General features: G+C 61.6%; 18 protein-coding genes and 1 other RNA gene. 11 read left to right on the top strand and 8 right to left on the bottom strand.

Annotation, left to right across the window (positions count from 1 at the left end):
- Positions 1-4: 4 nt before the first annotated feature.
- The 4 genes from zipA to ffs all read left to right on the top strand — a co-directional run bounded on the left by zipA (position 5) and on the right by ffs (position 5,006).
- Entirely contained in the window at positions 5-871 is an 867-nt protein-coding gene (zipA, locus tag POF45_RS25760; RefSeq protein WP_259501390.1) for a cell division protein ZipA, read from the top strand.
- Between the two features lie 235 nt (positions 872-1,106).
- Complete coding sequence (ligA, locus tag POF45_RS25765) at positions 1,107-3,464, top strand: NAD-dependent DNA ligase LigA (protein ID WP_282317014.1); 2,358 nt, start codon at positions 1,107-1,109, stop codon at positions 3,462-3,464.
- Positions 3,465-3,620: 156 nt separating this feature from the next.
- Positions 3,621-4,784: a zinc-binding metallopeptidase family protein gene (locus tag POF45_RS25770; protein WP_282317015.1), complete on the top strand. Its 1,164-nt coding sequence runs from the start codon at positions 3,621-3,623 to the stop codon at positions 4,782-4,784.
- 125 nt (positions 4,785-4,909) lie between these two features.
- An RNA gene (gene ffs, locus POF45_RS25775) (signal recognition particle sRNA small type) lies at positions 4,910-5,006 on the top strand.
- A 184-nt stretch (positions 5,007-5,190) separates the two neighbouring features.
- On the opposite strand, the gene POF45_RS25780 is transcribed toward ffs, so the two are convergent.
- On the bottom strand, positions 5,191-5,505 hold the full coding sequence (locus POF45_RS25780) for a helix-turn-helix domain-containing protein (RefSeq protein WP_123403304.1): 315 nt from the start codon (positions 5,503-5,505) through the stop codon (positions 5,191-5,193).
- A 416-nt stretch (positions 5,506-5,921) separates the two neighbouring features.
- Between POF45_RS25780 and POF45_RS25785 the strand changes: the two genes are divergently transcribed.
- Positions 5,922-7,622 (top strand): putative bifunctional diguanylate cyclase/phosphodiesterase, encoded by a 1,701-nt coding sequence (locus POF45_RS25785; RefSeq protein WP_259501396.1) that lies wholly within the window; start codon positions 5,922-5,924, stop codon positions 7,620-7,622.
- Positions 7,623-7,669: 47 nt separating this feature from the next.
- On the opposite strand, the gene POF45_RS25790 is transcribed toward POF45_RS25785, so the two are convergent.
- Positions 7,670-8,419: a substrate-binding periplasmic protein gene (locus POF45_RS25790; protein WP_259501397.1), complete on the bottom strand. Its 750-nt coding sequence runs from the start codon at positions 8,417-8,419 to the stop codon at positions 7,670-7,672.
- 144 nt (positions 8,420-8,563) lie between these two features.
- Here POF45_RS25790 and dnaX point away from each other — a divergent pair, with 144 nt between their 5' ends.
- The 5 genes from dnaX to POF45_RS25815 all read left to right on the top strand — a co-directional run bounded on the left by dnaX (position 8,564) and on the right by POF45_RS25815 (position 14,348).
- Entirely contained in the window at positions 8,564-10,648 is a 2,085-nt protein-coding gene (dnaX, locus tag POF45_RS25795; RefSeq protein WP_282317016.1) for a DNA polymerase III subunit gamma/tau, read from the top strand.
- A gap of 64 nt (positions 10,649-10,712) precedes the next feature.
- Positions 10,713-11,051 carry a YbaB/EbfC family nucleoid-associated protein gene (locus tag POF45_RS25800; RefSeq protein WP_007905413.1) on the top strand — a complete coding sequence of 113 codons (339 nt, stop codon included), beginning with the start codon at positions 10,713-10,715 and terminating at the stop codon, positions 11,049-11,051.
- A gap of 270 nt (positions 11,052-11,321) precedes the next feature.
- Complete coding sequence (locus POF45_RS25805) at positions 11,322-12,356, top strand: NADP-dependent oxidoreductase (RefSeq protein WP_282317017.1); 1,035 nt, start codon at positions 11,322-11,324, stop codon at positions 12,354-12,356.
- Between the two features lie 66 nt (positions 12,357-12,422).
- Positions 12,423-13,025, top strand: a complete 603-nt coding sequence (recR, locus tag POF45_RS25810) for a recombination mediator RecR (protein ID WP_123512184.1) — start codon at positions 12,423-12,425, stop codon at positions 13,023-13,025.
- Between the two features lie 174 nt (positions 13,026-13,199).
- A complete protein-coding gene (locus POF45_RS25815; RefSeq protein ID WP_259501426.1) occupies positions 13,200-14,348 on the top strand; it encodes an acyl-CoA dehydrogenase family protein in 1,149 nt (382 codons plus the stop codon).
- Positions 14,349-14,413: 65 nt separating this feature from the next.
- Here the strand turns inward: POF45_RS25815 and POF45_RS25820 are convergent, their stop codons facing one another.
- Both POF45_RS25820 and fnr read right to left on the bottom strand, forming a co-directional pair.
- A complete protein-coding gene (locus POF45_RS25820; protein WP_282317018.1) occupies positions 14,414-14,962 on the bottom strand; it encodes an adenine phosphoribosyltransferase in 549 nt (182 codons plus the stop codon).
- Between the two features lie 78 nt (positions 14,963-15,040).
- Positions 15,041-15,775, bottom strand: coding sequence for a fumarate/nitrate reduction transcriptional regulator Fnr (gene fnr / locus POF45_RS25825; RefSeq protein WP_259501428.1), 735 nt, complete (start codon positions 15,773-15,775; stop codon positions 15,041-15,043).
- A 156-nt stretch (positions 15,776-15,931) separates the two neighbouring features.
- Here fnr and POF45_RS25830 point away from each other — a divergent pair, with 156 nt between their 5' ends.
- Positions 15,932-16,411 (top strand): hypothetical protein, encoded by a 480-nt coding sequence (locus POF45_RS25830; RefSeq protein WP_282317019.1) that lies wholly within the window; start codon positions 15,932-15,934, stop codon positions 16,409-16,411.
- Here POF45_RS25830 and hemN read toward each other — a convergent pair.
- The 4 genes from hemN to POF45_RS25850 all read right to left on the bottom strand — a co-directional run bounded on the left by hemN (position 16,408) and on the right by POF45_RS25850 (position 21,269).
- Positions 16,408-17,790: an oxygen-independent coproporphyrinogen III oxidase gene (gene hemN / locus POF45_RS25835; RefSeq protein ID WP_259501432.1), complete on the bottom strand. Its 1,383-nt coding sequence runs from the start codon at positions 17,788-17,790 to the stop codon at positions 16,408-16,410. The genes POF45_RS25830 and hemN overlap by 4 nt on opposite strands.
- Before the next feature lie 111 nt (positions 17,791-17,901).
- Complete coding sequence (locus tag POF45_RS25840) at positions 17,902-18,585, bottom strand: sulfite exporter TauE/SafE family protein (RefSeq protein WP_282317020.1); 684 nt, start codon at positions 18,583-18,585, stop codon at positions 17,902-17,904.
- Positions 18,578-18,796 (bottom strand): cbb3-type cytochrome oxidase assembly protein CcoS, encoded by a 219-nt coding sequence (ccoS, locus tag POF45_RS25845; protein ID WP_259501455.1) that lies wholly within the window; start codon positions 18,794-18,796, stop codon positions 18,578-18,580. Before ccoS ends, POF45_RS25840 begins: the two co-directional genes overlap by 8 nt.
- Before the next feature lie 22 nt (positions 18,797-18,818).
- Positions 18,819-21,269, bottom strand: a complete 2,451-nt coding sequence (locus POF45_RS25850; protein ID WP_282317021.1) for a heavy metal translocating P-type ATPase — start codon at positions 21,267-21,269, stop codon at positions 18,819-18,821.
- Positions 21,270-21,332 lie beyond the last annotated feature (63 nt).

Below are 21,332 nucleotides of genomic sequence, written 5' to 3' on the forward strand. Positions count from 1 at the left end.
TTACATGGAAATCGGTCTGCGCGAGTGGCTGATCGTCATCGGCATTATTGTCATTGCCGGTATTCTTTTCGATGGCTGGCGTCGCATGCGCGGCGGCAAGGGAAAACTGAAATTCCGTCTTGACCGGAGCCTGTCCAACCTGCCGGACGAGGATACCAGCGCCGAGCTGTTGGGCCCGCCACGCGTGCTCGACACCCATAAAGAGCCGCAGCTGGACGAGCACGATCTGCCGTCGGTGAGCATGCCGGCCCGTGAGCCTCGCGAGTCGGGCTCCAAGCGCGGCAAGCGTGGCCATGGCGAGCCATCCCAGGGTGACCTGAACCTCAATCTGGACCTGGACGGCGGCCCGAGCTTCAGCAGCCGCGACGACGATTTCCCGGAGGCCAAGGTGTCGCTCAAGGCTTCGAGCCCGTCGGTGGCCGACAAGGATCAACCGCAAGCCGAAGAAGTACTGGTGATCAGTGTGATCTGCCGCGACGCCGCCGGCTTCAAGGGCCCGGCGCTGTTGCAGAACATTCTGGAAAGCGGTCTGCGTTTTGGCGAGATGGATATTTTCCATCGCCACGAAAGCATGGCCGGCAACGGTGAAGTGCTGTTCTCCATGGCCAATGCGGTCAAGCCGGGCATTTTTGACCTGGACGATATCGACCACTTCAGCACCCCGGCAGTGAGCTTCTTCCTCGGCCTGCCAGGCCCGCGTCATCCCAAGCAGGCCTTCGACGTGATGGTGGCGGCGGCACGCAAGCTGTCCCAGGAGCTGAACGGCGAACTGAAAGACGATCAGCGCAGCGTGCTGACCGCCCAGACGATCGAGCACTACCGTCAGCGTATCGTCGAATTCGAACGTCGCGCGTTGACCCAGAAACGATAAATCGAATGAATGGGGCGGGCTCTTGTGGCGAGGGAGCTTGCTCCCGCTGGGCTGCGCAGCGGCCCCATTCAAGCAACAACCTTAAATATTCAGACACTCCGTATTCGCTGGTTTTACGGCTGCTTCGCTGCCGAGCGGGAGCAAGCTCCCTCGCCACAGTGTCCATATCTTTAAGCTACTGTATCTAGAAGATTGAGCAGCCTCGGCTGCTCTTTTGCTTTATGAGAGAACACCCATGACCGCCGCCAAAACCCGCATTCTAGAGCTGCGCGCTGAGCTGGATCAGCACAACTACCGTTACCACGTACTCGACGAGCCGAGCATCCCGGACGTCGAATACGACCGCTTGTTCCACGAGCTCAAGGCGCTGGAAGCGGCCAATCCGGAACTGATCACCAGCGATTCCCCAACCCAGCGCGTGGGCAGCGCGGCACTCTCGGCCTTCACCCAGGTACGTCACGAAGTGCCGATGCTCAGCCTCGGCAACGCCTTTGAAGAAACCGACATGCGCGAGTTCGATCGTCGGGTGACCGAAGGCCTGGACCTGCCGGCCGGTGATCTGTTCGGCGGCGGCGCGGCGGTGGAATACAGCTGCGAGCCGAAACTCGATGGCCTGGCGGTCAGCCTGCTGTATCAGGACGGCGTGCTGGTGCGCGGCGCCACTCGCGGCGACGGTACCACCGGCGAGGACATCAGCATCAACGTGCGCACCGTGCGCAACATCCCGCTCAAGTTGCACGGCGAGGGCTGGCCGGCGACGCTTGAAGTGCGCGGCGAAGTGTTCATGTCCAAGGCCGGTTTCGAACGGCTGAACGCAACGCAACTGGAAGTCGGCGGCAAGACCTTCGCCAACCCGCGTAACGCGGCGGCTGGCAGCCTGCGTCAGCTCGATTCGAAAATCACCGCCAACCGTCCACTGGAATTCTGCTGCTACGGCATCGGCCAGATTTCGGCGGACATCGCCGACACCCACATCGGCAATCTCAAGCAATTGCAGAAGTGGGGCATGCCGATCAGTCATGAGCTGAAACTGGCCCATGGCATCGATGAGTGCCTGGATTACTACCGGGATATCGGTGAACGCCGTAACGGGCTGTCCTATGAAATCGACGGCGTGGTGTTCAAGGTCAACAGCATTGCGTCCCAGCGTGAACTGGGTTTCCGTGCGCGCGAACCGCGTTGGGCCATCGCCCATAAATTCCCGGCCATGGAAGAACTCACCGAGTTGCTCGATGTGGAATTTCAGGTCGGCCGCACCGGCGCCGTGACGCCGGTAGCGCGCTTGAAGCCGGTCAAGGTCGCGGGCGTGACCGTGGCCAACGCCACGCTGCACAACATGGACGAAGTGGCGCGCCTGGGCCTGATGATCGGCGACACCGTGATCATCCGCCGCGCCGGCGATGTGATTCCGCAAGTGGTGCAAGTGGTGCTTGAGCGGCGTCCGGATAATGCCAGGGCCGTGCAGATTCCCGAGCAGTGCCCAGTGTGCGGCTCCCATGTCGAGCGCACGCAACTGATCAAGCGCAGCAAGGGCCGTGAGACCGTCAGCGAAGGCGCGGTGTATCGCTGCGTCGGTCGCCTGGCCTGCGGCGCACAGCTGAAGCAGGCAATCATCCACTTCGTCTCCCGGCGCGCCATGGACATTGAAGGCCTGGGTGAGAAGAGCGTCGAACAGCTGGTGGACGAAGGGCTGGTGAATTCGCCGGCCGATCTGTATGCGCTGACGTTCGAGCAGATCGTCGACCTGGAAGGCTTTGCCGAGCTGTCGAGCAAGAACCTGCTGAGCGCCATCGAAGACAGCAAGAAACCGAGCCTGGCGCGCTTCATCTATGCCCTCGGCATTCCTGATGTCGGCGAAGAGACGGCCAAGGTCCTGGCGCGTTCTCTCGGCTCGCTGGAGCGGGTTCAGCAGGCGTTGCCGCAAGTGCTGACGTACCTGCCGGATGTCGGCCTGGAAGTGGCACACGAGATCCACAGCTTCTTTGAAGATGATCACAACCAGCAGGTAATTGCTGATCTGCTCAGGCACGGGATGCAGATTCAGGATCAGGGCGAGTTGGGCGCCGAGTTTGCCGCCAGCTCCACCTTGGGCGGCTTCCTCGACAAGCTGCACATCCCTTCGGTGGGGCCGGGCGGGGCGCAGAAACTGGCTGACAAATTCGGCTCGCTGGAAGGTGTGTTCCAGGCTGACTGGCTGGACATGCGCCAGGCGCTGCCGGAGAAACAGGCCAACTCGGTGCGCGAGTTTTTCGCCGTCGAAGCAAATCGCCAGATTGCCGAGGCCGCCGAAAAACAACTGCGCGATTTCGGCATGCACTGGCAGAGCGAGAAGAAAGTCGTCGAGGGTTTGCCGCTGGCCGGGCAGACCTGGGTGCTGACCGGCTCGCTCGAATTGATGAGTCGTGACGTCGCCAAGGACAAGCTGGAAAGCCTTGGCGCGAAAGTCGCCGGCTCCGTGTCGGCCAAGACCCATTGCGTGGTGGCCGGGCCGGGTGCAGGCTCGAAGCTGGCCAAGGCCAATGAGCTGGGGTTGAAGGTGCTGGATGAAGAGGCGTTTGTCGCTCGCTTGAAGGAATACAACATCACGATCTGATTCGATACCTGTGGGAGCGAGCCTGCTCGCGATTGCGGTGGGCCAGTCAACATTGATGTGGATGTAAGGCCGCATTCGCGAGCAGGCTCGCTCCCGCATTGAACGATCCCTGCCCGAGAATGATCTAGTCTTGGCACCCCTCAGGGAGAGATCGCCATGTACCGTTTCTTCGAACAGCTCAGCTCACGCATCGCTGCGCCCTTCATCGGCGAGAGCTCGCGCAACAGTAAGGTCTGGCAATGTCGCTGTGGGCAGTCACTGTTCTTTCGCAACAGCCAGTGCCTGGCCTGTTCGGCGGCGCTGGGTTATCAGCCGCAAGAAAGCCGACTGTCCTCGCTGCAACCCGGTCCCCATGCGGACACTTGGCTGCTGGACGCCGACCCTGAGGCCGGCGTGTTCCGCCGCTGCGCCAATCTCGATTCTCCCGCCGCCTGCAACTGGTTGCTGCCGGCCAACGATCACGACGCACTGTGCATCGCCTGCAGCCTGAACCACACCATTCCCGATCTCTCCATCCCTGAAAACCACGAACGCTGGCGCAAGGTCGAAACCGCCAAGCGGCGTCTGGTGGCGCAGTTGATCAGCCTCGGTCTGCCGGTGATTCCCAAGACCGTCGATGAGCAAACCGGCCTGGCGTTCGATTTCATTGGCGTTGACTTGGAAGGCAATCCGCCAACCACCGGTCACGCCAACGGTCTGATCACCCTTGACATCAAAGAGGCCGACGACGCCCACCGTGAACAGATCCGGGTGCAGATGCACGAGCCGTATCGCACGCTGCTGGGGCATTTTCGGCACGAGGTCGGCCATTATTATTGGGATCGACTGATCGCCAACAGTCAGTGGCTGGAACCGTTTCGCGGCCTGTTCGGCGACGAACGCGCCAGCTACGCCGAAGCGCTCGACCGGCACTATCAACAAGGCGCGCCGCTGGACTGGCAGCCACGCTACGTCAGTGCCTACGCCACCATGCACCCCTGGGAAGACTGGGCCGAAACCTGGGCGCACTACCTGCACATGATGGACGCCGTGGACACGGCGTTGGGCTTCGGCATGAGTGCCCGGGAAATGGATTTCGACTACCAGCCATTCCCGCTCAGCACGCTCTACGACCCGCAACATCCCGGCGGCGCGGCGTTCCTGTCATTCGTCAATGCATGGATCGAGCTGGCCGGCATGCTCAATGAGTTGTCGCGCAGCATGGGACAGCCGGATTTCTATCCGTTCGTGCTGCCGTCGGCGGTGATTGCCAAACTGCACTTCATCCATCTGGTGATTCAGCAGGAGGGCGGCCGGGCAGACGAGGTGTTGGCGCAATGAAATCCGCTGGTGCGCATGTCCTTGAACGGGCTCATGTTTTTTTATCCGCCCGAACGGTTGTAACTTCGTCTCAGACAGGTACAATGGCGCCGTTCGCCGCAAGGTGAACGTCGTTATGGTGACCCCATCGGTCCCCCCGCAACGATTACCCGTGAACCTGGTCAGAGCCGGAAGGCAGCAGCCACAGCGGGAACATTGTGTGCCGGGGTGTGGCTGATGGGGTTGCCTCCATAACGCCACGCGAAAGCTCTTTCGCGTTTTCTGCCCGAAAAACTGATTGTTCTGTCTGCCAATGGATATCGTCCATAAGCGGATTTTTGTCGTTTCCGGCTTTTGACGTCGAATCAAAAAAAGGAGGCCGACCCGTCGTATCAGGCGGGTCAGCCTCCTTTTTCACTTTCTGGCACTAAGGCTTGGACAAGGCCTGGTCAACCGCAGCGATCAGCTTTCCCAGATCCTTTGAGGTGGCTTTGTGTATGACGCTGAACAGGTACGCCCGCTGTTCGTCTTCATCGCCCAAATCGGCGAAAAACGCTTTCAGCTTCACGCCCAGCACGTCGGCAAGCAGGAAGAGGGCTTCCACGCTGGGGGTATAGGTGCCGGTTTCGAAGCGGCTGATGGTTTTGGGGTCAAAACCGGTTTTTTCGCCGAGTTCAGCCTGAGTAAGCCCCGCGACCTTGCGATAGCGTCGGATGGCCGGACCCAAACTTGAAATTTGCATCGCTCAATTCCCATTTAGAATCAAGAACTTAACGATAGATTTTTGCATTAGACAACTGCATGATCCATCACCTTGCTTTGCAAAATGTGATGCATTTCGTAGAATCTCCGCTCTGAGGGGACATTTGGTGACCTGTTTTCCGAAGTTCAGATGATGTGATGCTGCCAGCATTGCGTTCCCTGGATAGGTGTGGACCAGATCGCCGGCAACGCCGAACCCTTGCAAAATGTTACCTGGATCATGGTTTGCGCCGTGTTCGAGGTCATTCAGCCTAGTTGATTGGCGGCTGTCCCGGGGCCATCAACTGCTGTTCATGGAGTGATCACGTGTCTCTGCGCCGTACGTCTCAAAACATCTCTTCCGGGCATTGTGCGCTGGTCGAGCGGTACCACCGCTAGCGACAGTGAGCCTGACTCATGGAAGAGAAATACCGCAGGGCCGTAGATGCAGCCGCCTTATTTTCCGAAACCGACCTGAATGGCCGGATCACCCACGTCAACGACCGGTTTTGCGCCGTCTCCGGCTACCGCCGCGAGGAGCTGATCGGCCAGGACCATCGACTGCTCAATTCCGGTCTGCACGCCGCCGAGTTTTTTGCCGTGCTGTGGCGCACCATCGCCCTGGGCGATGTGTGGAAGGGCGAACTGTGCAATCGGACCCGCCAGGGTGCCCTGTACTGGGTCGATTGCACCATGGTGCCCGTGCTGGATGAGGTCACCGGCCGTGTGCACCGTTATCTGTCGATTGGTTTTGATGTCAGCGAAAAGCGTCAACTCCTGCATTCGCTGCAATGGCGAGTCGGGCATGACGTGCTGACCGGGCTGCCCAATCGCGCTTTCCTCTCTGATCTGCTGGATCAGGCGCTGGACTTCTCGCGCCAGGAAGACATCCCGCTGGCCGTGTGCATGCTCGACCTCGATGGCTTCAAGGCGGTCAATGACGGCTACGGTCACGCCAGTGGCGACCTGCTGCTGGTGGAAGTGGCCAGCCGTTTGCGATCCATCGTACGCGGCGAAGACGTGGTGGCGCGGCTGGCCGGGGACGAGTTTGTGCTGGTGCTGCGTTACGTTCGGGATTTGCAGGAATTGCGAGCAGCGCTGAACCGGGTGCTGGGCGCGATTTCTGCGCCGTATTCGCTGCATGGCAAGGCGATCAACGTGTTTGCCAGCATCGGTGTGACCCTGTTTCCGCATGACAACGAGGATGCCGAAACCCTGCTGCGTCACGCGGATCAGGCGATGTACGTGGCCAAGCAGAGTGGGCGTAATCGTTTTCACCTGTTCGATGTATCCCGGGACCAGGAAGTCAAAGCCACGCACCAGACCGTGGCGCGAGTGCGTCAGGCACTGGCGGCCGGTGAGTTGCGCCTGCATTTTCAACCCAAGGTCAATATGCGCCTTGGCGAGGTGGTCGGGTTCGAGGCGCTGTTGCGCTGGGAGCACCCGCAAAACGGGCTGGTGCCGCCACGGGAATTTCTGCCCCTGGTCGAGGAGACGGACCTGATCGTCGATATCGGCGAGTGGGTGATGGATCAGGTGTTGACGCAGTTGCACCGCTGGCAACAGGCGGGGCAGGGCTGGCCGGTGAGTATCAATATCGCGGCGCGGCATTTTCAGCGGGCGGATTTTGTCGACCGGCTTCGGCATGTACTTGCCCGTCACGGTCAAGTGGCGCCGCAGTTGCTTGACCTGGAAATTGTCGAGTCGGTGGCCATCGAGAATATCCAGCACGTCAGTACCTGTTTACAGGCGTGTCAGGCGCTGGGGGTGCAGTTTTCGCTGGGGGATTTTGGCACCGGTTATTCGTCCCTGAGCTACCTCAAGCGCTTGCGCACGCAAACCATCAAGATCGATAAATCCTTCGTGCGCGACATCCTGCACGACCACGACGATCTGGCCCTGACCACGGCAGTGATCGGCCTGGCCCGTGCGTTTGGTCGACAGGTGATTGCCGAGGGGCTGGAAAGTATCGAGCATGGCGAGTTGTTGATGCGCCTGGGGTGCGATGTTGCCCAAGGCTATTTCATCGCCCGGCCCATGCCGCCGGCCGAAGTGCCGGGCTGGGTCGCGGGGTTTGTCGCGCCGCCGCAGTGGCAGGTGCTGGACGAGGTGGGCTGAGTCTTGTGATCAACACCAATCCCCTGTGGGGGCGGGATTGGTGTTGATCAAGGCATGCGGGGCTCGGCGCCAATATACAACCCGATAATGTCATCAATCTCCCCCGACATTTGCATTCGCAGCAACGTGCGCAAGATCCGCTGCACCGGCACCTGCGGGTCGTTGCGCACGTAACAGCCGACACGTTGCTCCTGCAATACGGCAACGGCCTGCAACTGTTGCTCGGCCGGCAGGCGTTGATTGAACCAGTCCAGCGTCCACTGGTTGCTCACGGCGTAGCGATAGCGGCCGGCCACCAGCTTGTCCAGCACCTGATCCTGATTGCGCGCGTCTTCGCGCTGCAGGCGGTCGGCATCGAACAGCGGTTGCAGGGTGGGATAAACGTAGCCAAGTACCGTGCCCAGCGTTTGGCGCGGCAGATTTTCCGGCGCGATTGAGGTGGGCAAATCCCGACGGCTGATCAACAGGTCGCGTTGGGTAAATAGCGGGATGCTCCAGATATAGTCACCGGACTGGTTCGGCAACCAGGACTGCGAGACAAAACAGCGGACATCGACTTCGCCATGCTCCATCGCGCTTTGCACCCGTGCCCGAGGCAAGACATGAAACTCGGCCGGTACGCCGACCTGAGTCGCCAGGCTGAGCATGATGTCGTACAGGATGCCCTGGACCGGTCGTCCGCGATCGAGCTCCACCATCGGCATGGCCCAACTGTCGGCCATGACAAAGCGCAACGGCGTTTCAGCCGCCCCGACATTCAGGCATATCAACAGCAGTGCCCCCAAGGCCAGCCGCATAAACACTCCACCACAGATCAAACCCGAGCCGGAAAAAACCCTCGAAAGTGCAGCTTAGCCAGATAAGACGAGCGCACCGGATGCAATTTTGGCCTTGCTCCGCTAGCATTAGCCGCTTGTGTTCCTTCGTTGCGACGGTTTTCCATGAGTTATCAGGTTCTTGCACGTAAATGGCGTCCGCGCTCGTTCCGCGAAATGGTCGGCCAGACCCATGTGCTCAAGGCTCTGATCAATGCCTTGGACAGCCAGCGGTTGCACCACGCCTACCTGTTCACCGGCACGCGCGGGGTCGGCAAGACCACCATCGCACGGATCATCGCCAAATGCCTGAATTGTGAAACCGGCATCACTTCGACGCCCTGCGGCGAGTGCTCGGTGTGCCGCGAAATCGACGAAGGCCGTTTTGTCGACCTGATCGAAATCGACGCCGCGAGCCGGACCAAGGTCGAAGACACCCGCGAACTGCTCGACAACGTCCAGTACGCCCCGAGCCGTGGGCGCTTCAAGGTCTACCTGATCGACGAAGTGCACATGCTCTCCAGCCATTCCTTCAATGCGCTGCTGAAAACCCTCGAAGAGCCGCCGCCCTACGTCAAGTTCATCCTGGCAACCACCGATCCGCAGAAACTTCCTGCAACCATTCTGTCGCGGTGCTTGCAGTTCTCCCTCAAGAACATGACGCCTGAGCGCGTGGTCGAGCATTTGACCCATGTGCTGGGCGTCGAACAGGTGCCGTTCGAAGACGATGCACTGTGGCTGCTGGGTCGCGCCGCCGATGGCTCGATGCGTGACGCCATGAGCCTGACCGACCAGGCCATCGCCTTCGGTGAAGGCAAGGTCATGGCCGCCGACGTGCGGGCGATGCTCGGCACGCTGGATCACGGCCAGGTCTTCGACGTTCTGCATTCGCTGATCGAAGGCGACGCCAAGGCGTTGCTCGAAGCCGTGCGCCACCTCGCCGAACAAGGCCCGGACTGGAACGGTGTACTCTCGGAAATTCTCAACGTGTTGCACCGTGTCGCCATCGCCCAGGCCCTGCCTGAAGGCGTCGACAACGGCCACGGCGACCGGGATCGGGTACTGGCGCTGGCCCAGGCACTGCCGGCCGAAGATGTGCAGTTCTACTACCAGATGGGCCTGATTGGTCGCCGCGATTTGCCGCTGGCGCCAGACCCCCGTGGTGGCTTCGAAATGGTGCTGCTGCGCATGCTCGCGTTCCGACCGGCAGACACCACGGATGCGCCGAGGCAACCGCTAAAGCCAGTGGGGATCAGCCAGGCCACAGTTGATTCCGCAAACTCAGTGGCTGCCGCGCCGGTTGTTGCGCCGGTAGTCGCTGCGCCAGTTGCACCCGTTGCACCGGTGGTGACTGCGCCGGTTATTGCTCCGGTTGCAGAGCGTCAGCCCGAGCCGGTCGCCGCTGTGGTCGTGCCTGAGCCTGTGGTCGAAGCGCCGATTGCCGAGGACGTCGTCGACCTGCCATGGAACGATCCGGTCGAGCCTGAAGTGGCTCAGCAACCTGCGGTCGAGCCCGTGCTGGAAACCACTGGCGAGCAACCCGAGTTGCCGCCAATGCCGATGCCGACACCCGACAGCGTGGTGCCGGACGCGCCGCAATGGGCCGCTGCGCCGATTCCGGAGCCTTCCGTGGCCCAGGTCGATGCCGCCACGCCGGGCATGGACCAGGACGACGAGCCGCCGCTGGACGAGGACTACATCGAGCCGGACATGGATTCGGCCTACAGTTACCTGGACGAACTGGCCAGCGAGCACACCGCCGAACCCGCGCCGGAACCTGAACCCGAGCCGGCCGCCATGCCGGCCACCGGTCTGGCCCTGCAATGGCTGGAGCTGTTCCCGAAACTGCCGATTTCCGGCATGACTGGCAGCATCGCCGCCAACTGCACGCTGATCGCTATCGAGGGTGATAACTGGCTGTTGCACCTGGACCCGGCCCACAGCGCCCTGTTCAACGCGACCCAGCAGCGCCGTCTCAACGATGCATTGAACCAGTTTCACGGGCGTACGCTGAACCTGAGCATGGAGCTGATCAAGCCCGAGCAGGAAACCCCGGCCCAGGCCGCGTCCCGCCGCCGTGTAAACCGTCAGCGCGAGGCCGAGGAGTCGATCCACGGTGATCCGTTCATCCAGCAAATGATGCAGCAGTTCGGTGCCGTGGTCCGTCACGATACTATTGAACCTGTCGAAGCCCTGGTCAGTCAGGGCTAATAACTGAGGCGTTCGGCCAGCGGGGCGGGCGCCGTTTTTATCCAAGTACTTTGAGGTGATTACCATGATGAAAGGTGGCATGGCCGGCCTGATGAAGCAGGCGCAGCAGATGCAGGAAAAAATGGCCAAGATGCAGGAAGAACTGGCCAACGCCGAAGTCACCGGTAAAGCCGGTGGCGATATGGTCACCGTGGTGATGACCGGTCGTCACGACGTCAAGCGCGTGACCATCGACCCAAGCCTGGTGGAAGGTTTGAGCGAAGACGACAAAGAGATGCTGGAGGCCGTGTTTGCCGCTGCCGTCAACGATGCCGTGCGCAAGATCGAAGCCAACAGCCAGGACAAAATGTCCGGCGTGACCGCTGGCATGCAACTGCCGCCGGGTATGAAACTGCCATTCTGATTCGCCAGCGCTTCGGATGGGCTAAAAAAATGCCAGGCATAGCGCCTGGCATTTTTGTTTCTGGCTCAGAAATATGGGATGTCCATGAGAATGCCTTCGCGAGCAAGCCCGATCCCACATTGGGTCTGCGCCGCGCACAAATCCCCTGTGGGAGCGGGCTTGCTCGCGAAGGGATCGACTCGGTCCAACTGAATAAACATCGAACCCACCACCTCCATCAGGGTCTTCTCCCCTATACCACCGACATTCATCGATCAAGGAGACGCTCACATGCCACAAGCATTGATCCTCAACCAACGTATCGTCCTGGTGTCCCGCCCGGTGGGCGCGCCGACACCTGAGAATTTCCGCCTGGAACGCGTTGCCTTGCCGGAGCTGGCGGACGGTCAGGTGTTGCTCAAGACCCTCTATCTGTCGCTGGACCCTTATATGCGCGGGCGCATGAGTGATGCGCCGTCCTACGCGGCACCGGTAGAAATCGACGAGGTGATGACCGGGGGCGCAGTCAGCCGGGTGGAACACTCGTTGAACCCGAAATTTCAGGAAGGTGATCTGGTGGTCGGCTTGACCGGTTGGCAGAGCCACAGCATCAGCGATGGTCGCAATATCATCCCTGTTCCGTCCGGGTTGCCGAGCCCGTCGATGGCCCTGGGTGTATTGGGCATGCCGGGCATGACCGCTTACATGGGCCTGATGGACATCGGCCAGCCCAAGGCCGGCGAGACGCTGGTGGTCGCGGCGGCATCCGGGGCGGTGGGTTCGGTGGTCGGTCAGGTGGGCAAACTCAAGGGCTTGCGTGTGGTGGGTGTCGCCGGCGGTGCGGAAAAATGCCGCTACGTGGTCGAGGAGCTGGGTTTTGATGCCTGCATCGACCACAAGAGCTCGGGTTTCGCCAATGAGCTGGCCCAAGCCTGCCCCAAAGGTATCGACATTTACTACGAAAACGTCGGCGGCAAGGTGTTCGATGCGGTCGTGCCGCTGCTGAATGCCAAGGCGCGGATTCCCCTGTGTGGCCTGATCGCCGGCTACAACGCCCATGAAGCGCCCGCTGGCCCGGATCGCTTGCCGGCCTTTCAGCGAACCATGCTGACCAAGCGGGTGCGGATGCAGGGCTTTATCGTGTTCGACGACTATGGCGATCGTCAGCCGGAATTCATCAGCGCCATGACGCCCTGGGTACGTGAGGGCAAGGTGAAATTCCGCGAGGACGTGGTCGAAGGCCTGGAGCAGGCGCCCGAGGCGTTCATCGGGCTGCTGGAGGGGCGTAACTTCGGCAAACTGGTGGTGCGGGTCGCCCAGGACTGAGTATTTGACGCTGGCCGGAGGCGCGGGTATAAACCGCGTCTCGTTGTTTTTGTCGGACTTTCCCCCATGAGCTTCAGCCCTTTGATTCGCCAACTGATCGATGCCCTGCGCACGTTGCCGGGTGTCGGTCAGAAAACCGCCCAGCGCATGGCGTTACAACTGCTTGAGCGTGATCGCAGTGGTGGCTCGCGACTGGCCTTGGCGCTGAGCCAGGCCATGGAAGGTGTCGGCCATTGCCGTCTGTGCCGCACGCTGACCGAAGACGATCTGTGCCCGCAGTGTGCCGATACACGCCGCGACGACACGTTGCTATGCGTGGTCGAAGGCCCGATGGACGTCTATGCAGTGGAGCAGACCGGCTTCCGTGGTCGCTACTTCGTGCTCAAGGGTCATTTGTCGCCCCTCGACGGACTTGGGCCGGAAGCCATCGGCATTCCGCAATTGCTCGCCCGGATAGAAGAGGCGGGCACGTTCACCGAAGTCATTCTCGCCACCAACCCGACGGTGGAAGGCGAGGCCACGGCGCATTACATCGCCCAGTTGCTCAGCAACAAAGGCCTGATCGCTTCGCGCATCGCTCATGGTGTGCCATTGGGTGGGGAGCTGGAACTGGTGGATGGCGGGACACTGGCGCATTCGTTTGCAGGGCGTAAGCCGATCGCCTTGTAGTGCCTGTACTGGCGCCTTCGCGAGCAGGCTCGCTCCCACAGTTGAAATGCGACCCTTTGTGGGAGCGAGCCTGCTCGCGAAGGGCGCGCCTCGGTCTATCTGATTCATACAATCGTGTTGAAAACCAAGCAAGCGCTCGGTTAACGTCGCTGAACCCTTCAGTGGAGTTCGCCGATGCCTGCCTTCCAGCAATACTTCGATCCCAGCCATCAACTGGTCCGCGACAGCGTCCGGCGCTTCGTCGAACGCGAGATCCTGCCGGACATCGACCAGTGGGAAGAGGCCGAAAATTTCCCCCGCGAGCTCTACCTCAAGGCCGGCGCGGCGGGGATTCTGGGTATCGGCTACCCCGAAGCGCTGGGCGGCAGCCACGAAGGTGATCTGTTCGCCAAGGTCGCCGCCAGCGAAGAGCTGATGCGCTGCGGCTCTGGCGGTCTGGTGGCGGGCCTGGGTTCGCTGGACATCGGCCTGCCGCCCATTCTGAAATGGGCCCGGCCCGACGTCCGCGACCGCGTGGTGCCGCCGGTATTGGCCGGCGAAAAGATCAGCGCCCTGGCCATCACCGAGCCCAGCGGCGGCTCCGATGTGGCCAACCTGCAAACCCGCGCTGTGCGAGATGGCGACTTTTACCGGGTCAGCGGCAGCAAAACCTTTATCACCAGCGGCGTACGGGCGGATTTCTACACCGTGGCCGTGCGCACGGGGGAGCCGGGTTTCGGCGGCATCAGCCTGTTGCTGATCGAAAAGGGCACGCCCGGTTTCACCGTTGGCCGTCAACTGAAGAAAATGGGTTGGTGGGCGTCGGATACCGCCCAATTGTTCTTCGACGATTGCCGCGTGCCGGTCGGCCATCTGATCGGCGTCGAAAACATGGGCTTCGCCTGCATCATGGGCAACTTCCAGAGCGAGCGTCTGGCGTTGGCATTAATGGCCAACATGACGGCGCAGTTGGCGCTGGAAGAAAGCCTGAAATGGGCGCGACAGCGTGAAGCGTTTGGTAAACCGATTGGCAAGTTCCAGGTGCTCAAGCATCGCCTGGCCGAGATGGCCACGGCGTTGGAGGTGTCGCGCGAATTCACCTATCGCCAGGCAGCGAAAATGGCGGCGGGGCAGAGCGTGATCAAGGAAATTTCCATGGCCAAGAATTTTGCCACCGACACGGCGGATCGCATCACCACCGATGCGGTGCAGATCCTGGGTGGGCTGGGTTACATGCGCGAGAGTCTGGTGGAGCGGTTGTATCGGGATAACCGGATCCTGTCGATCGGCGGCGGGACACGGGAAGTGATGAACGAGATCATCAGCAAGCAGATGGGGCTTTGAGTTCTGCTGTGTTGCAGCTGCCGCCTTCGCGAGCAGGCTCGCGAAGGCGTCGGTGAGGGCGCCGCCTACTGCTCGCTCAACGCAAACTGCGTCAGGCAGAACGTCGGAATCCCCATGTCTTCCAGACGCTGCGAACCACCCAGCTCTGGCAAGTCAATGATCGCCGCCGCTTCGTGAATCCTCGCCCCCATGCGCCGAATCAGGTTGGCCGCCGCAATCAGCGTCCCGCCGGTGGCGATCAGGTCGTCGAACATCACCACACAATCACCCTCGCACAGGCTGTCGGCATGCACTTCCAGGAACGCCTCGCCGTACTCGGTGGCGTAACCCTCGGCCAGTACGTCCGCCGGCAGTTTGCCCTGCTTGCGAAACAGCACCAGCGGCTTGTTCAGTTGATAGGCCAGTACCGAACCGATCAGAAAACCGCGAGCGTCCATGGCGCCGATGTGGGTGAAGTCGGCCTCCACGTAGCGGTGGGCGAAGCTGTCCATCACCAGGCGCAGGGCCGTGGGCGACTGGAACAACGGGGTGATGTCGCGAAAGATCACGCCCGGCTTGGGAAAGTCGATCACGGGGCGGATCAGGGATTTGATGTCGAAGGAGTCGAAGACCATCGTCGAGGTGTCCTGGCAGGGATGCAAACGCCGCAGTATACCCGCGGCTGAATCGATTCGCTCAGCCGCGGTTGCAGATCAGCCTTCGAGCGAGCCACCGGCCAGGGCGCAGAGCTGGATCGGGTCGAGGATGTGCACTTCCTTGCCTTCGGCAGAAATCAGTTCGTTCTGCTGGAAGCGGGTGAACACCCGGGACACGGTTTCCACCGCCAGGCCCAGGTAATTGCCGATTTCGTTGCGCGACATGCTCAGGCGGAACTGGTTGGCCGAGAAACCGCGAGCGCGAAAGCGCGCCGACAGGTTGACCAGGAACGTGGCGATGCGCTCGTCGGCGGTTTTCTTCGACAGCAGCAACATCATTTGCTGATCGTCACGAATCTCGCGGCTCATCACTCGCATCAGCTGACGACGCAGTTGCGGCAGTTGCAGCGCCAGTTCGTCGAGGCGTTCGAAAGGGATTTCGCAAACCGAGGTGGTTTCCAGCGCCTGGGCCGACACCGGATGTTTTTCGGTGTCCATGCCCGACAGGCCGACCAGTTCACTCGGCAGGTGGAAGCCGGTGAGCTGTTCTTCGCCGCCATCGCTGAGGCTGAAGGTCTTGAGGGCGCCGGAGCGTACTGCATAAACGGAATCGAAGGTGTCGCCCTGGCGGAACAGGAATTCGCCTTTTTTCAACGGGCGACCACGTTTAACGATTTCGTCCAGCGCATCCATGTCTTCCAGATTCAACGAAAGTGGCAGGCACAGAGGGGCCAGGCTGCAATCCTTGCAATGAGCCTGGTTATGAGCGCGCAGTTTAACTGGCTCGGACATTTCTTTAATCCTTGTGGGAAAAACACACATTAGCCGTAAGGGTAACTCACGGGAGGACGTTGAAGCCAGCGTGTGGCTATTTTGCCCCAGGGTTATCAAGCAAGCGGCGGAGCAGCCGATAACCTGTCATCTGATTGCTTGCAAGGAGCCGTATTCATGTCCGCTATCGGTACGCTAAGCCCCGGTAACGCCGGCCTGTCGCCGTTGATCGATAACTCGAAGGTGGCGGTGGTCGACGATGCGGACATGACGCAGGCGCCGTTTGAAAACCCGGCGATGGTCGAAGGCGTCAAAGTGACGCTGTCCGGTGCGGGAATCGATAAAGCCACTGGGGGCAAGGACGAAAACAGCGACATCGAAGAAAGCGGGTTGCCGGAAAACATTCAGCAGATCCTGAAAATGATTCGCAGGCTGCAGCAGATCGCCGAAAAAATGGCCGACATGCAGGCAGTGATGAAAGATAAACGGCTGAGCCTTGAAGAAATAAAGGCCAGGCTCGGCACCCTCCAGGCCTTCATCACCAACCTCAATGGCGGCATGATCGTCGCCAACACCGCGCTCAGCAAAGCCATGAAGCAGGCCGGCCTGGGCCCGGACCAAATCCTCAAGGCGGCATCGCTGCTGCTCAAGTCCTAGATCACTCGGGAAAACCGCTGACGGTTGTGCTGTTCCAGATACGCGTCGAAGACCATGCACACCGAACGTACCAGCAATCGGCCGGCGGGCAGGACGCCGATGTGTTCGTTATCGAGTTCGATCAACCCGTCCTCTGCCATGGCCTGCAATTGCGGCCACAGTTCGCCAAAGTAGCCGCGAAAATCGATGTTGAACGCCTGTTCGATGAGCGCGAACTCCAGGCTGAACGTGCAGATCAGTTGCTGAATCACTTCCCGGCGCAATCGATCATCGGCGTTGCACAGCAGGCCACGGCTGGTGGCCAATTGCGCTGAGGCAAGGGCGTTCTGATACTGGTTCAGGTCGCTGCTGTTCTGGCAGTACAAGTCGCCGATCTGGCTGATGGCCGACACTCCCAGACCAATCAGATCGCAATGCCCATGGGTGGTGTAGCCCTGGAAGTTGCGTTGCAGGGTTGATTCTTCCTGGGCAATCGCCAGTTCGTCGTCGGGGAGGGCGAAGTGGTCCATGCCGATGTAGCGGTAGCCGGCAGCGGTCAGTTGTTCGATGGTGCGTTGCAGCATTTCCAGTTTTTGGGCAGGCAGAGGCAGCTCGTTGCCATTGATTCGACGTTGCGGCATGAAACGTTCCGGCAGGTGGGCGTAGTTGAACACCGAAAGCCGGTCCGGTTGCAGGCTGATGACTTCGTCGACCGTGCGGGCGAAATTTTCCGGGGTCTGCTTGGGCAGGCCGTAGATCAGGTCGATGTTGATCGAGCGAAACTGCAGGGTTCGCGCAGCGTCGATCACGGCGCGCGTTTCTTCCAGGCTCTGCAGGCGATTGACCGCCCGTTGCACCGCTGGGTCGAGGTCTTGCAGGCCGATGCTGACCCGATTGAAGCCCAGCTCACGCAGCAGGCCCATGGTCGACCAGTCGGCTTCCCGGGGGTCGATCTCGATGCTGTAGTCGCCGGAATCGTCGTCCAGCAGGTTGAAGTGCTTGCGCAACTGAGCCATCAACTGGCGCAGCTCGTCATGGCTGAGAAAGGTCGGGGTACCGCCGCCGAAGTGCAGCTGTTCGACTTTTTGCGCGGGGTCGAGGTGGCAGGCGATCAGTTGGATCTCCTGCTCCAGGCGCTGCAAATAGGGCAGGGCGCGGCCCCGGTCCTTGGTGATGACTTTGTTGCAGGCGCAGTAATAGCAAATGTTCGCGCAGAACGGCACATGCACATACAAGGACAGCGGTCGCAGTGCTTTGCGGCTTTCGCGCAGGGCGTGGAACAGGTCGAAGGTGCCGACCTGGCTGTTGAATTGCACGGCGGTCGGATACGAGGTGTAGCGCGGTCCCGCCAGGTCGTAACGGCGGATCAGTTCTGAGTCCCAACGAATGGCGTCGAGCATGCGGGCATTCCCCCGGATAGGCTGGCAGTGTGAGCGAGTCTATGGGGTGCGGCGTTGGGGCATCTTGATTTGCATCAACGGTGGTTGGTGGCTTTGATCGGTTTTTGTGGGTCAGTGCCCCATGAGCCAATGCTGATGCGGCCCCGGCAATGTCCAGATGCCAAACAGAATCACCAACAACCCGCCACTCATGCGCACACTGCGCTTGCGCAACAACGCCGTGACCCGTTCCGCCGCCAGCCCCGTGGCCAATAAAATCGGCCACGTTCCCAGCCCGAACGCCAGCATCAACAGCGCACTGTCGAGCGCATTGCCCTGACTCGCCGCCCACAACAACGTGCTGTAAACCAGCCCGCACGGTAGCCAGCCCCAGAGCGCGCCCAGCAGCAGGGCGCGGGGCAGGCTTGAGACCGGCAGCAGTTTGTTGGCAACCGGCTGGATATGCCGCCACAGGCCGCGACCGAGGCTTTCGATGCGGGTCAGGCCGCTCCACCAGCCGGCCAGGTACAGGCCCATGGAAATCAGCAGCAACCCGGCGAGGATGCGCATGAACATCGCCGCCGGGCTATTGGCCACCGCCCAACCGGCCAGGCCGATCAACAGGCCGGCCGTCGCATAGCTGAGAATCCGCCCCAGGTTGTAGGCCAGCAGCAGGCGAAAGCGTCGGCTGCGTTGTTCCTTGGGAATGGCCAGGGTCAGCGCGCCCATCAGGCCGCCGCACATGCCCAGGCAATGGCCGCCGCCGAGCAGGCCGAGAATCAGCGCGGACACCAGCAAGGGCGCCAATTCAAGCATGGGGTGGCGCCTTGTCGTCCAGTTTGGCTGGCTGGCCGCTGGCTTCATCGACGGCGGCAGTGTGGTTCGGGTCCTGATCGTCGAACAGGATGCTGTGCGCCGGGCCGTCGAGGTCGTCGTACTGACCGCTGTCGACCGCCCAGAAAAAGATGTAGACGGCGATGGCCACGATCAGCAACGCGGCCGGGATCATCACATAAAGAGCTGGCATCTGGACTCCATGCCCGTGCGGCTCAGGCCGGTAGCGGGCGGGTAACGGGCGTTGGGTCGGCCTGAGGCGTGCGCGGCATGCGCGTCAGGCGCAAGGCGTTCAACACGACGGTCAACGAACTGATGGACATGCCGACCGCCGCCCAGATCGGCGTGATCCAGCCGAGGGCAGCGAACGGCAACATCAGGCCATTGTACAGCCCGGCCCACAGCAGATTCTCGATGATTACCCGGCGGGTACGCCGCGCCAGGGTGAAGGCCTGTACCAGCGCGTCGAGGCGATTGGACAGCAGCACGGCATCGGCGCTGGTTTTCGCCAGGTCGGTGGCCGAGCCCATGGCGACGCTGATGTCAGCCGCAGCCAGTACCGGCACGTCATTGACCCCGTCACCGAGCATCAACACTTTGCGGCCTTGCTTGTGCAGCTGTTGCAGCACCTGCAATTTATCATCGGGACGCAAGCCGCCACGGGCTTCGTCGATGCCCAGCTCGGCGGCGACACTGGCGACCATCGGCGAGCTGTCGCCAGACAGCAGCAGCGTACGCCAGCCACGCGCCTTGCACGCGGCGAGCAGGGCCGGGGCATCGGCGCGCAGGCGGTCGTCGAGGACGAACCAGGCCAGCGGTCCATTCTGATCGCCCAGCAATAACCATTGGCCAGCGTCCTGCGGGATCGGCGGCAGCGTGGCACCGCTGAGTTCACAGACAAACCCCGGCTGGCCGATACGCAGGCGTTGCTCGCCCACCAGGCCTTCAAGGCCCAGTCCCGGTGTGCCGTGAACGTCTTCGGCAGCCACCGGCGCCCGGCCAAACGCGCGGGCGATCGGGTGTTCGGAGCGGTTTTCCAGCGCGGCGGCGAGGCCCAGGCATTGATCGCTGTTCAGCGCGCCGAGGGGGCGGATCAGACGCAGGGCCAGACGCCCTTCGGTCAAGGTGCCGGTCTTGTCGAAAATCACCGTGTCGATCTGGTTCAGACCTTCGAGGACATGACCGCGAGTCAGCAACAGGCCGAGTTTGTGCAGCGTCCCGGTGGCGGCGGTCAATGCCGTCGGCGTAGCCAGGGACAGCGCGCACGGGCAGGTCGCGACCAGCATTGCCAGGACAATCCAGAACGCGCGAGACGAATCCAGTTCCCACCACAGCAGGCCGATAGCCGCAGCGGCGATCAGCGACAACAACAAAAACCACTGCGCAGCGCGGTCGGCGATTTCCGCCAGGCGCGGCTTTTCCGCCTGGGCGCGGTCCAGCAGGCGGACGATGGCGGACAGGCGCGTGTCCTGGCCCAGCGCCAGCACCTCCACGGTCAACGCGCCTTCGACGTTCAGGGTGCCGGCGGTGACGGCGTCACCCAGGGTGCGCGGTTGCGGCAGGTATTCGCCCGTGAGCAGGGATTCGTCGATGCTCGACTGGCCATCGAGGATCTTGCCATCAGCCGGAAGGATCGCGCCGGGATGCACCAGCACCTGATCGCCGACACGCAATTCGGTCAGCAAAATCCGTTCGCTCTGACCGTCGCCGCTCAAGCGCAGGCAAGAAGCGGGCAGCAGATTGACCAGTTGCGCGGTGGCGGCGGCGGTGCGTTCTCGGGCGCGGCGTTCCAGATAGCGCCCGGCCAGCAGGAACAGCGCAAACATGCCCACGGCGTCGAAATACAGCTCGCCCACGCCGGTAACTGCTGTCCAGATCCCGGCGAGATAGGCACTGCCAATGGCCAGCGACACCGAAACGTCCATGGTCAGGTGGCGGGTGCGCAGATCGCGCAGGGCGCCCCTGAAGAACGGTGCACAGCTGTAAAAGACGATCGGCGTTGTCAGAAACATCGCCACCCAACGCAGGATGGTGTGCAGTTCCGGGCTCAGGTCGATATTGAATTCCGGCCATGTGGCCATGGTTGCCATCATCGCCTGAAACCACAGCAACCCGGCGACGCCGAGCTGGCGCAGGGCCAGACGGTTTTCGCTGGCCAGTTGTTCGCTGGCGCGATCCGCCTGATAGGGGTGGGCGGCGTAACCGATGTGGCGCAGTTCGCTGAGCACCTGGCTCAGGGGCAGTTGCGCATCGGCCCAGCGCACATGCAGGCGATGGTTGGACAGGTTCAGCCTGGCCTCGGCCACGGCGGGCAAGCCACGCAGGTGTTTCTCGATCAACCAGCCACAGGCGGCGCAGCTGATGCCTTCCATCAACAGGGTGGTTTCAGCCAGTTCGCCTTCGTGGCGTACAAAGGGTTTTTGCACGTCGGCGCGGTCGTACAGGGCCAACTCGTCCACCAGTTGCACCGGCAGGGCTTCGGGGTTGGCCGAGGCTTCGCTGCGGTGCTGGTAATAGCTTTCCAGGCCACCGGCCACGATGGCTTCTGCCACGGCCTGACAGCCGGGGCAGCAGAACTCGCGGATTTGCCCCAGGACGGTGGCAGTGAAGCGGCTGCCGGCCGGGACGGGGAGGGCGCAGTGGTAGCAGGGGGTTGGGGTGGTCATGTGTGTCGCCATGCAAAACAATGGTGTGGCTGGTACAGCTCAGGCCCCTGTGGCGAGGGGCTT

The organism is Pseudomonas fungipugnans (genome assembly GCF_029955235.1).
GTDB lineage: Bacteria > Pseudomonadota > Gammaproteobacteria > Pseudomonadales > Pseudomonadaceae > Aquipseudomonas > Aquipseudomonas fungipugnans.

Excerpts from the sequence above, each read along its gene's own strand:
- POF45_RS25840 (WP_282317020.1), bottom strand. The coding sequence starts at position 18,585 with ATGCTTGAATTGGCGCCCTTGCTGGTGTCCGCGCTGATTCTCGGCCTG.
- POF45_RS25780 (WP_123403304.1), bottom strand. The coding sequence starts at position 5,505 with ATGCAAATTTCAAGTTTGGGTCCGGCCATCCGACGCTATCGCAAGGTC.
- recR (WP_123512184.1), top strand. The coding sequence starts at position 12,423 with ATGAGCTTCAGCCCTTTGATTCGCCAACTGATCGATGCCCTGCGCACG.
- fnr (WP_259501428.1), bottom strand. The coding sequence starts at position 15,775 with ATGTCCGAGCCAGTTAAACTGCGCGCTCATAACCAGGCTCATTGCAAG.
- POF45_RS25785 (WP_259501396.1), top strand. The coding sequence starts at position 5,922 with ATGGAAGAGAAATACCGCAGGGCCGTAGATGCAGCCGCCTTATTTTCC.
- POF45_RS25815 (WP_259501426.1), top strand. The coding sequence starts at position 13,200 with ATGCCTGCCTTCCAGCAATACTTCGATCCCAGCCATCAACTGGTCCGC.
- ccoS (WP_259501455.1), bottom strand. The coding sequence starts at position 18,796 with ATGCCAGCTCTTTATGTGATGATCCCGGCCGCGTTGCTGATCGTGGCC.
- POF45_RS25820 (WP_282317018.1), bottom strand. The coding sequence starts at position 14,962 with ATGGTCTTCGACTCCTTCGACATCAAATCCCTGATCCGCCCCGTGATC.
- POF45_RS25850 (WP_282317021.1), bottom strand. The coding sequence starts at position 21,269 with ATGACCACCCCAACCCCCTGCTACCACTGCGCCCTCCCCGTCCCGGCC.
- POF45_RS25770 (WP_282317015.1), top strand. The coding sequence starts at position 3,621 with ATGTACCGTTTCTTCGAACAGCTCAGCTCACGCATCGCTGCGCCCTTC.
- POF45_RS25800 (WP_007905413.1), top strand. The coding sequence starts at position 10,713 with ATGATGAAAGGTGGCATGGCCGGCCTGATGAAGCAGGCGCAGCAGATG.
- POF45_RS25805 (WP_282317017.1), top strand. The coding sequence starts at position 11,322 with ATGCCACAAGCATTGATCCTCAACCAACGTATCGTCCTGGTGTCCCGC.
- hemN (WP_259501432.1), bottom strand. The coding sequence starts at position 17,790 with ATGCTCGACGCCATTCGTTGGGACTCAGAACTGATCCGCCGTTACGAC.
- POF45_RS25790 (WP_259501397.1), bottom strand. The coding sequence starts at position 8,419 with ATGCGGCTGGCCTTGGGGGCACTGCTGTTGATATGCCTGAATGTCGGG.
- zipA (WP_259501390.1), top strand. The coding sequence starts at position 5 with ATGGAAATCGGTCTGCGCGAGTGGCTGATCGTCATCGGCATTATTGTC.
- dnaX (WP_282317016.1), top strand. The coding sequence starts at position 8,564 with ATGAGTTATCAGGTTCTTGCACGTAAATGGCGTCCGCGCTCGTTCCGC.
- ligA (WP_282317014.1), top strand. The coding sequence starts at position 1,107 with ATGACCGCCGCCAAAACCCGCATTCTAGAGCTGCGCGCTGAGCTGGAT.
- POF45_RS25830 (WP_282317019.1), top strand. The coding sequence starts at position 15,932 with ATGTCCGCTATCGGTACGCTAAGCCCCGGTAACGCCGGCCTGTCGCCG.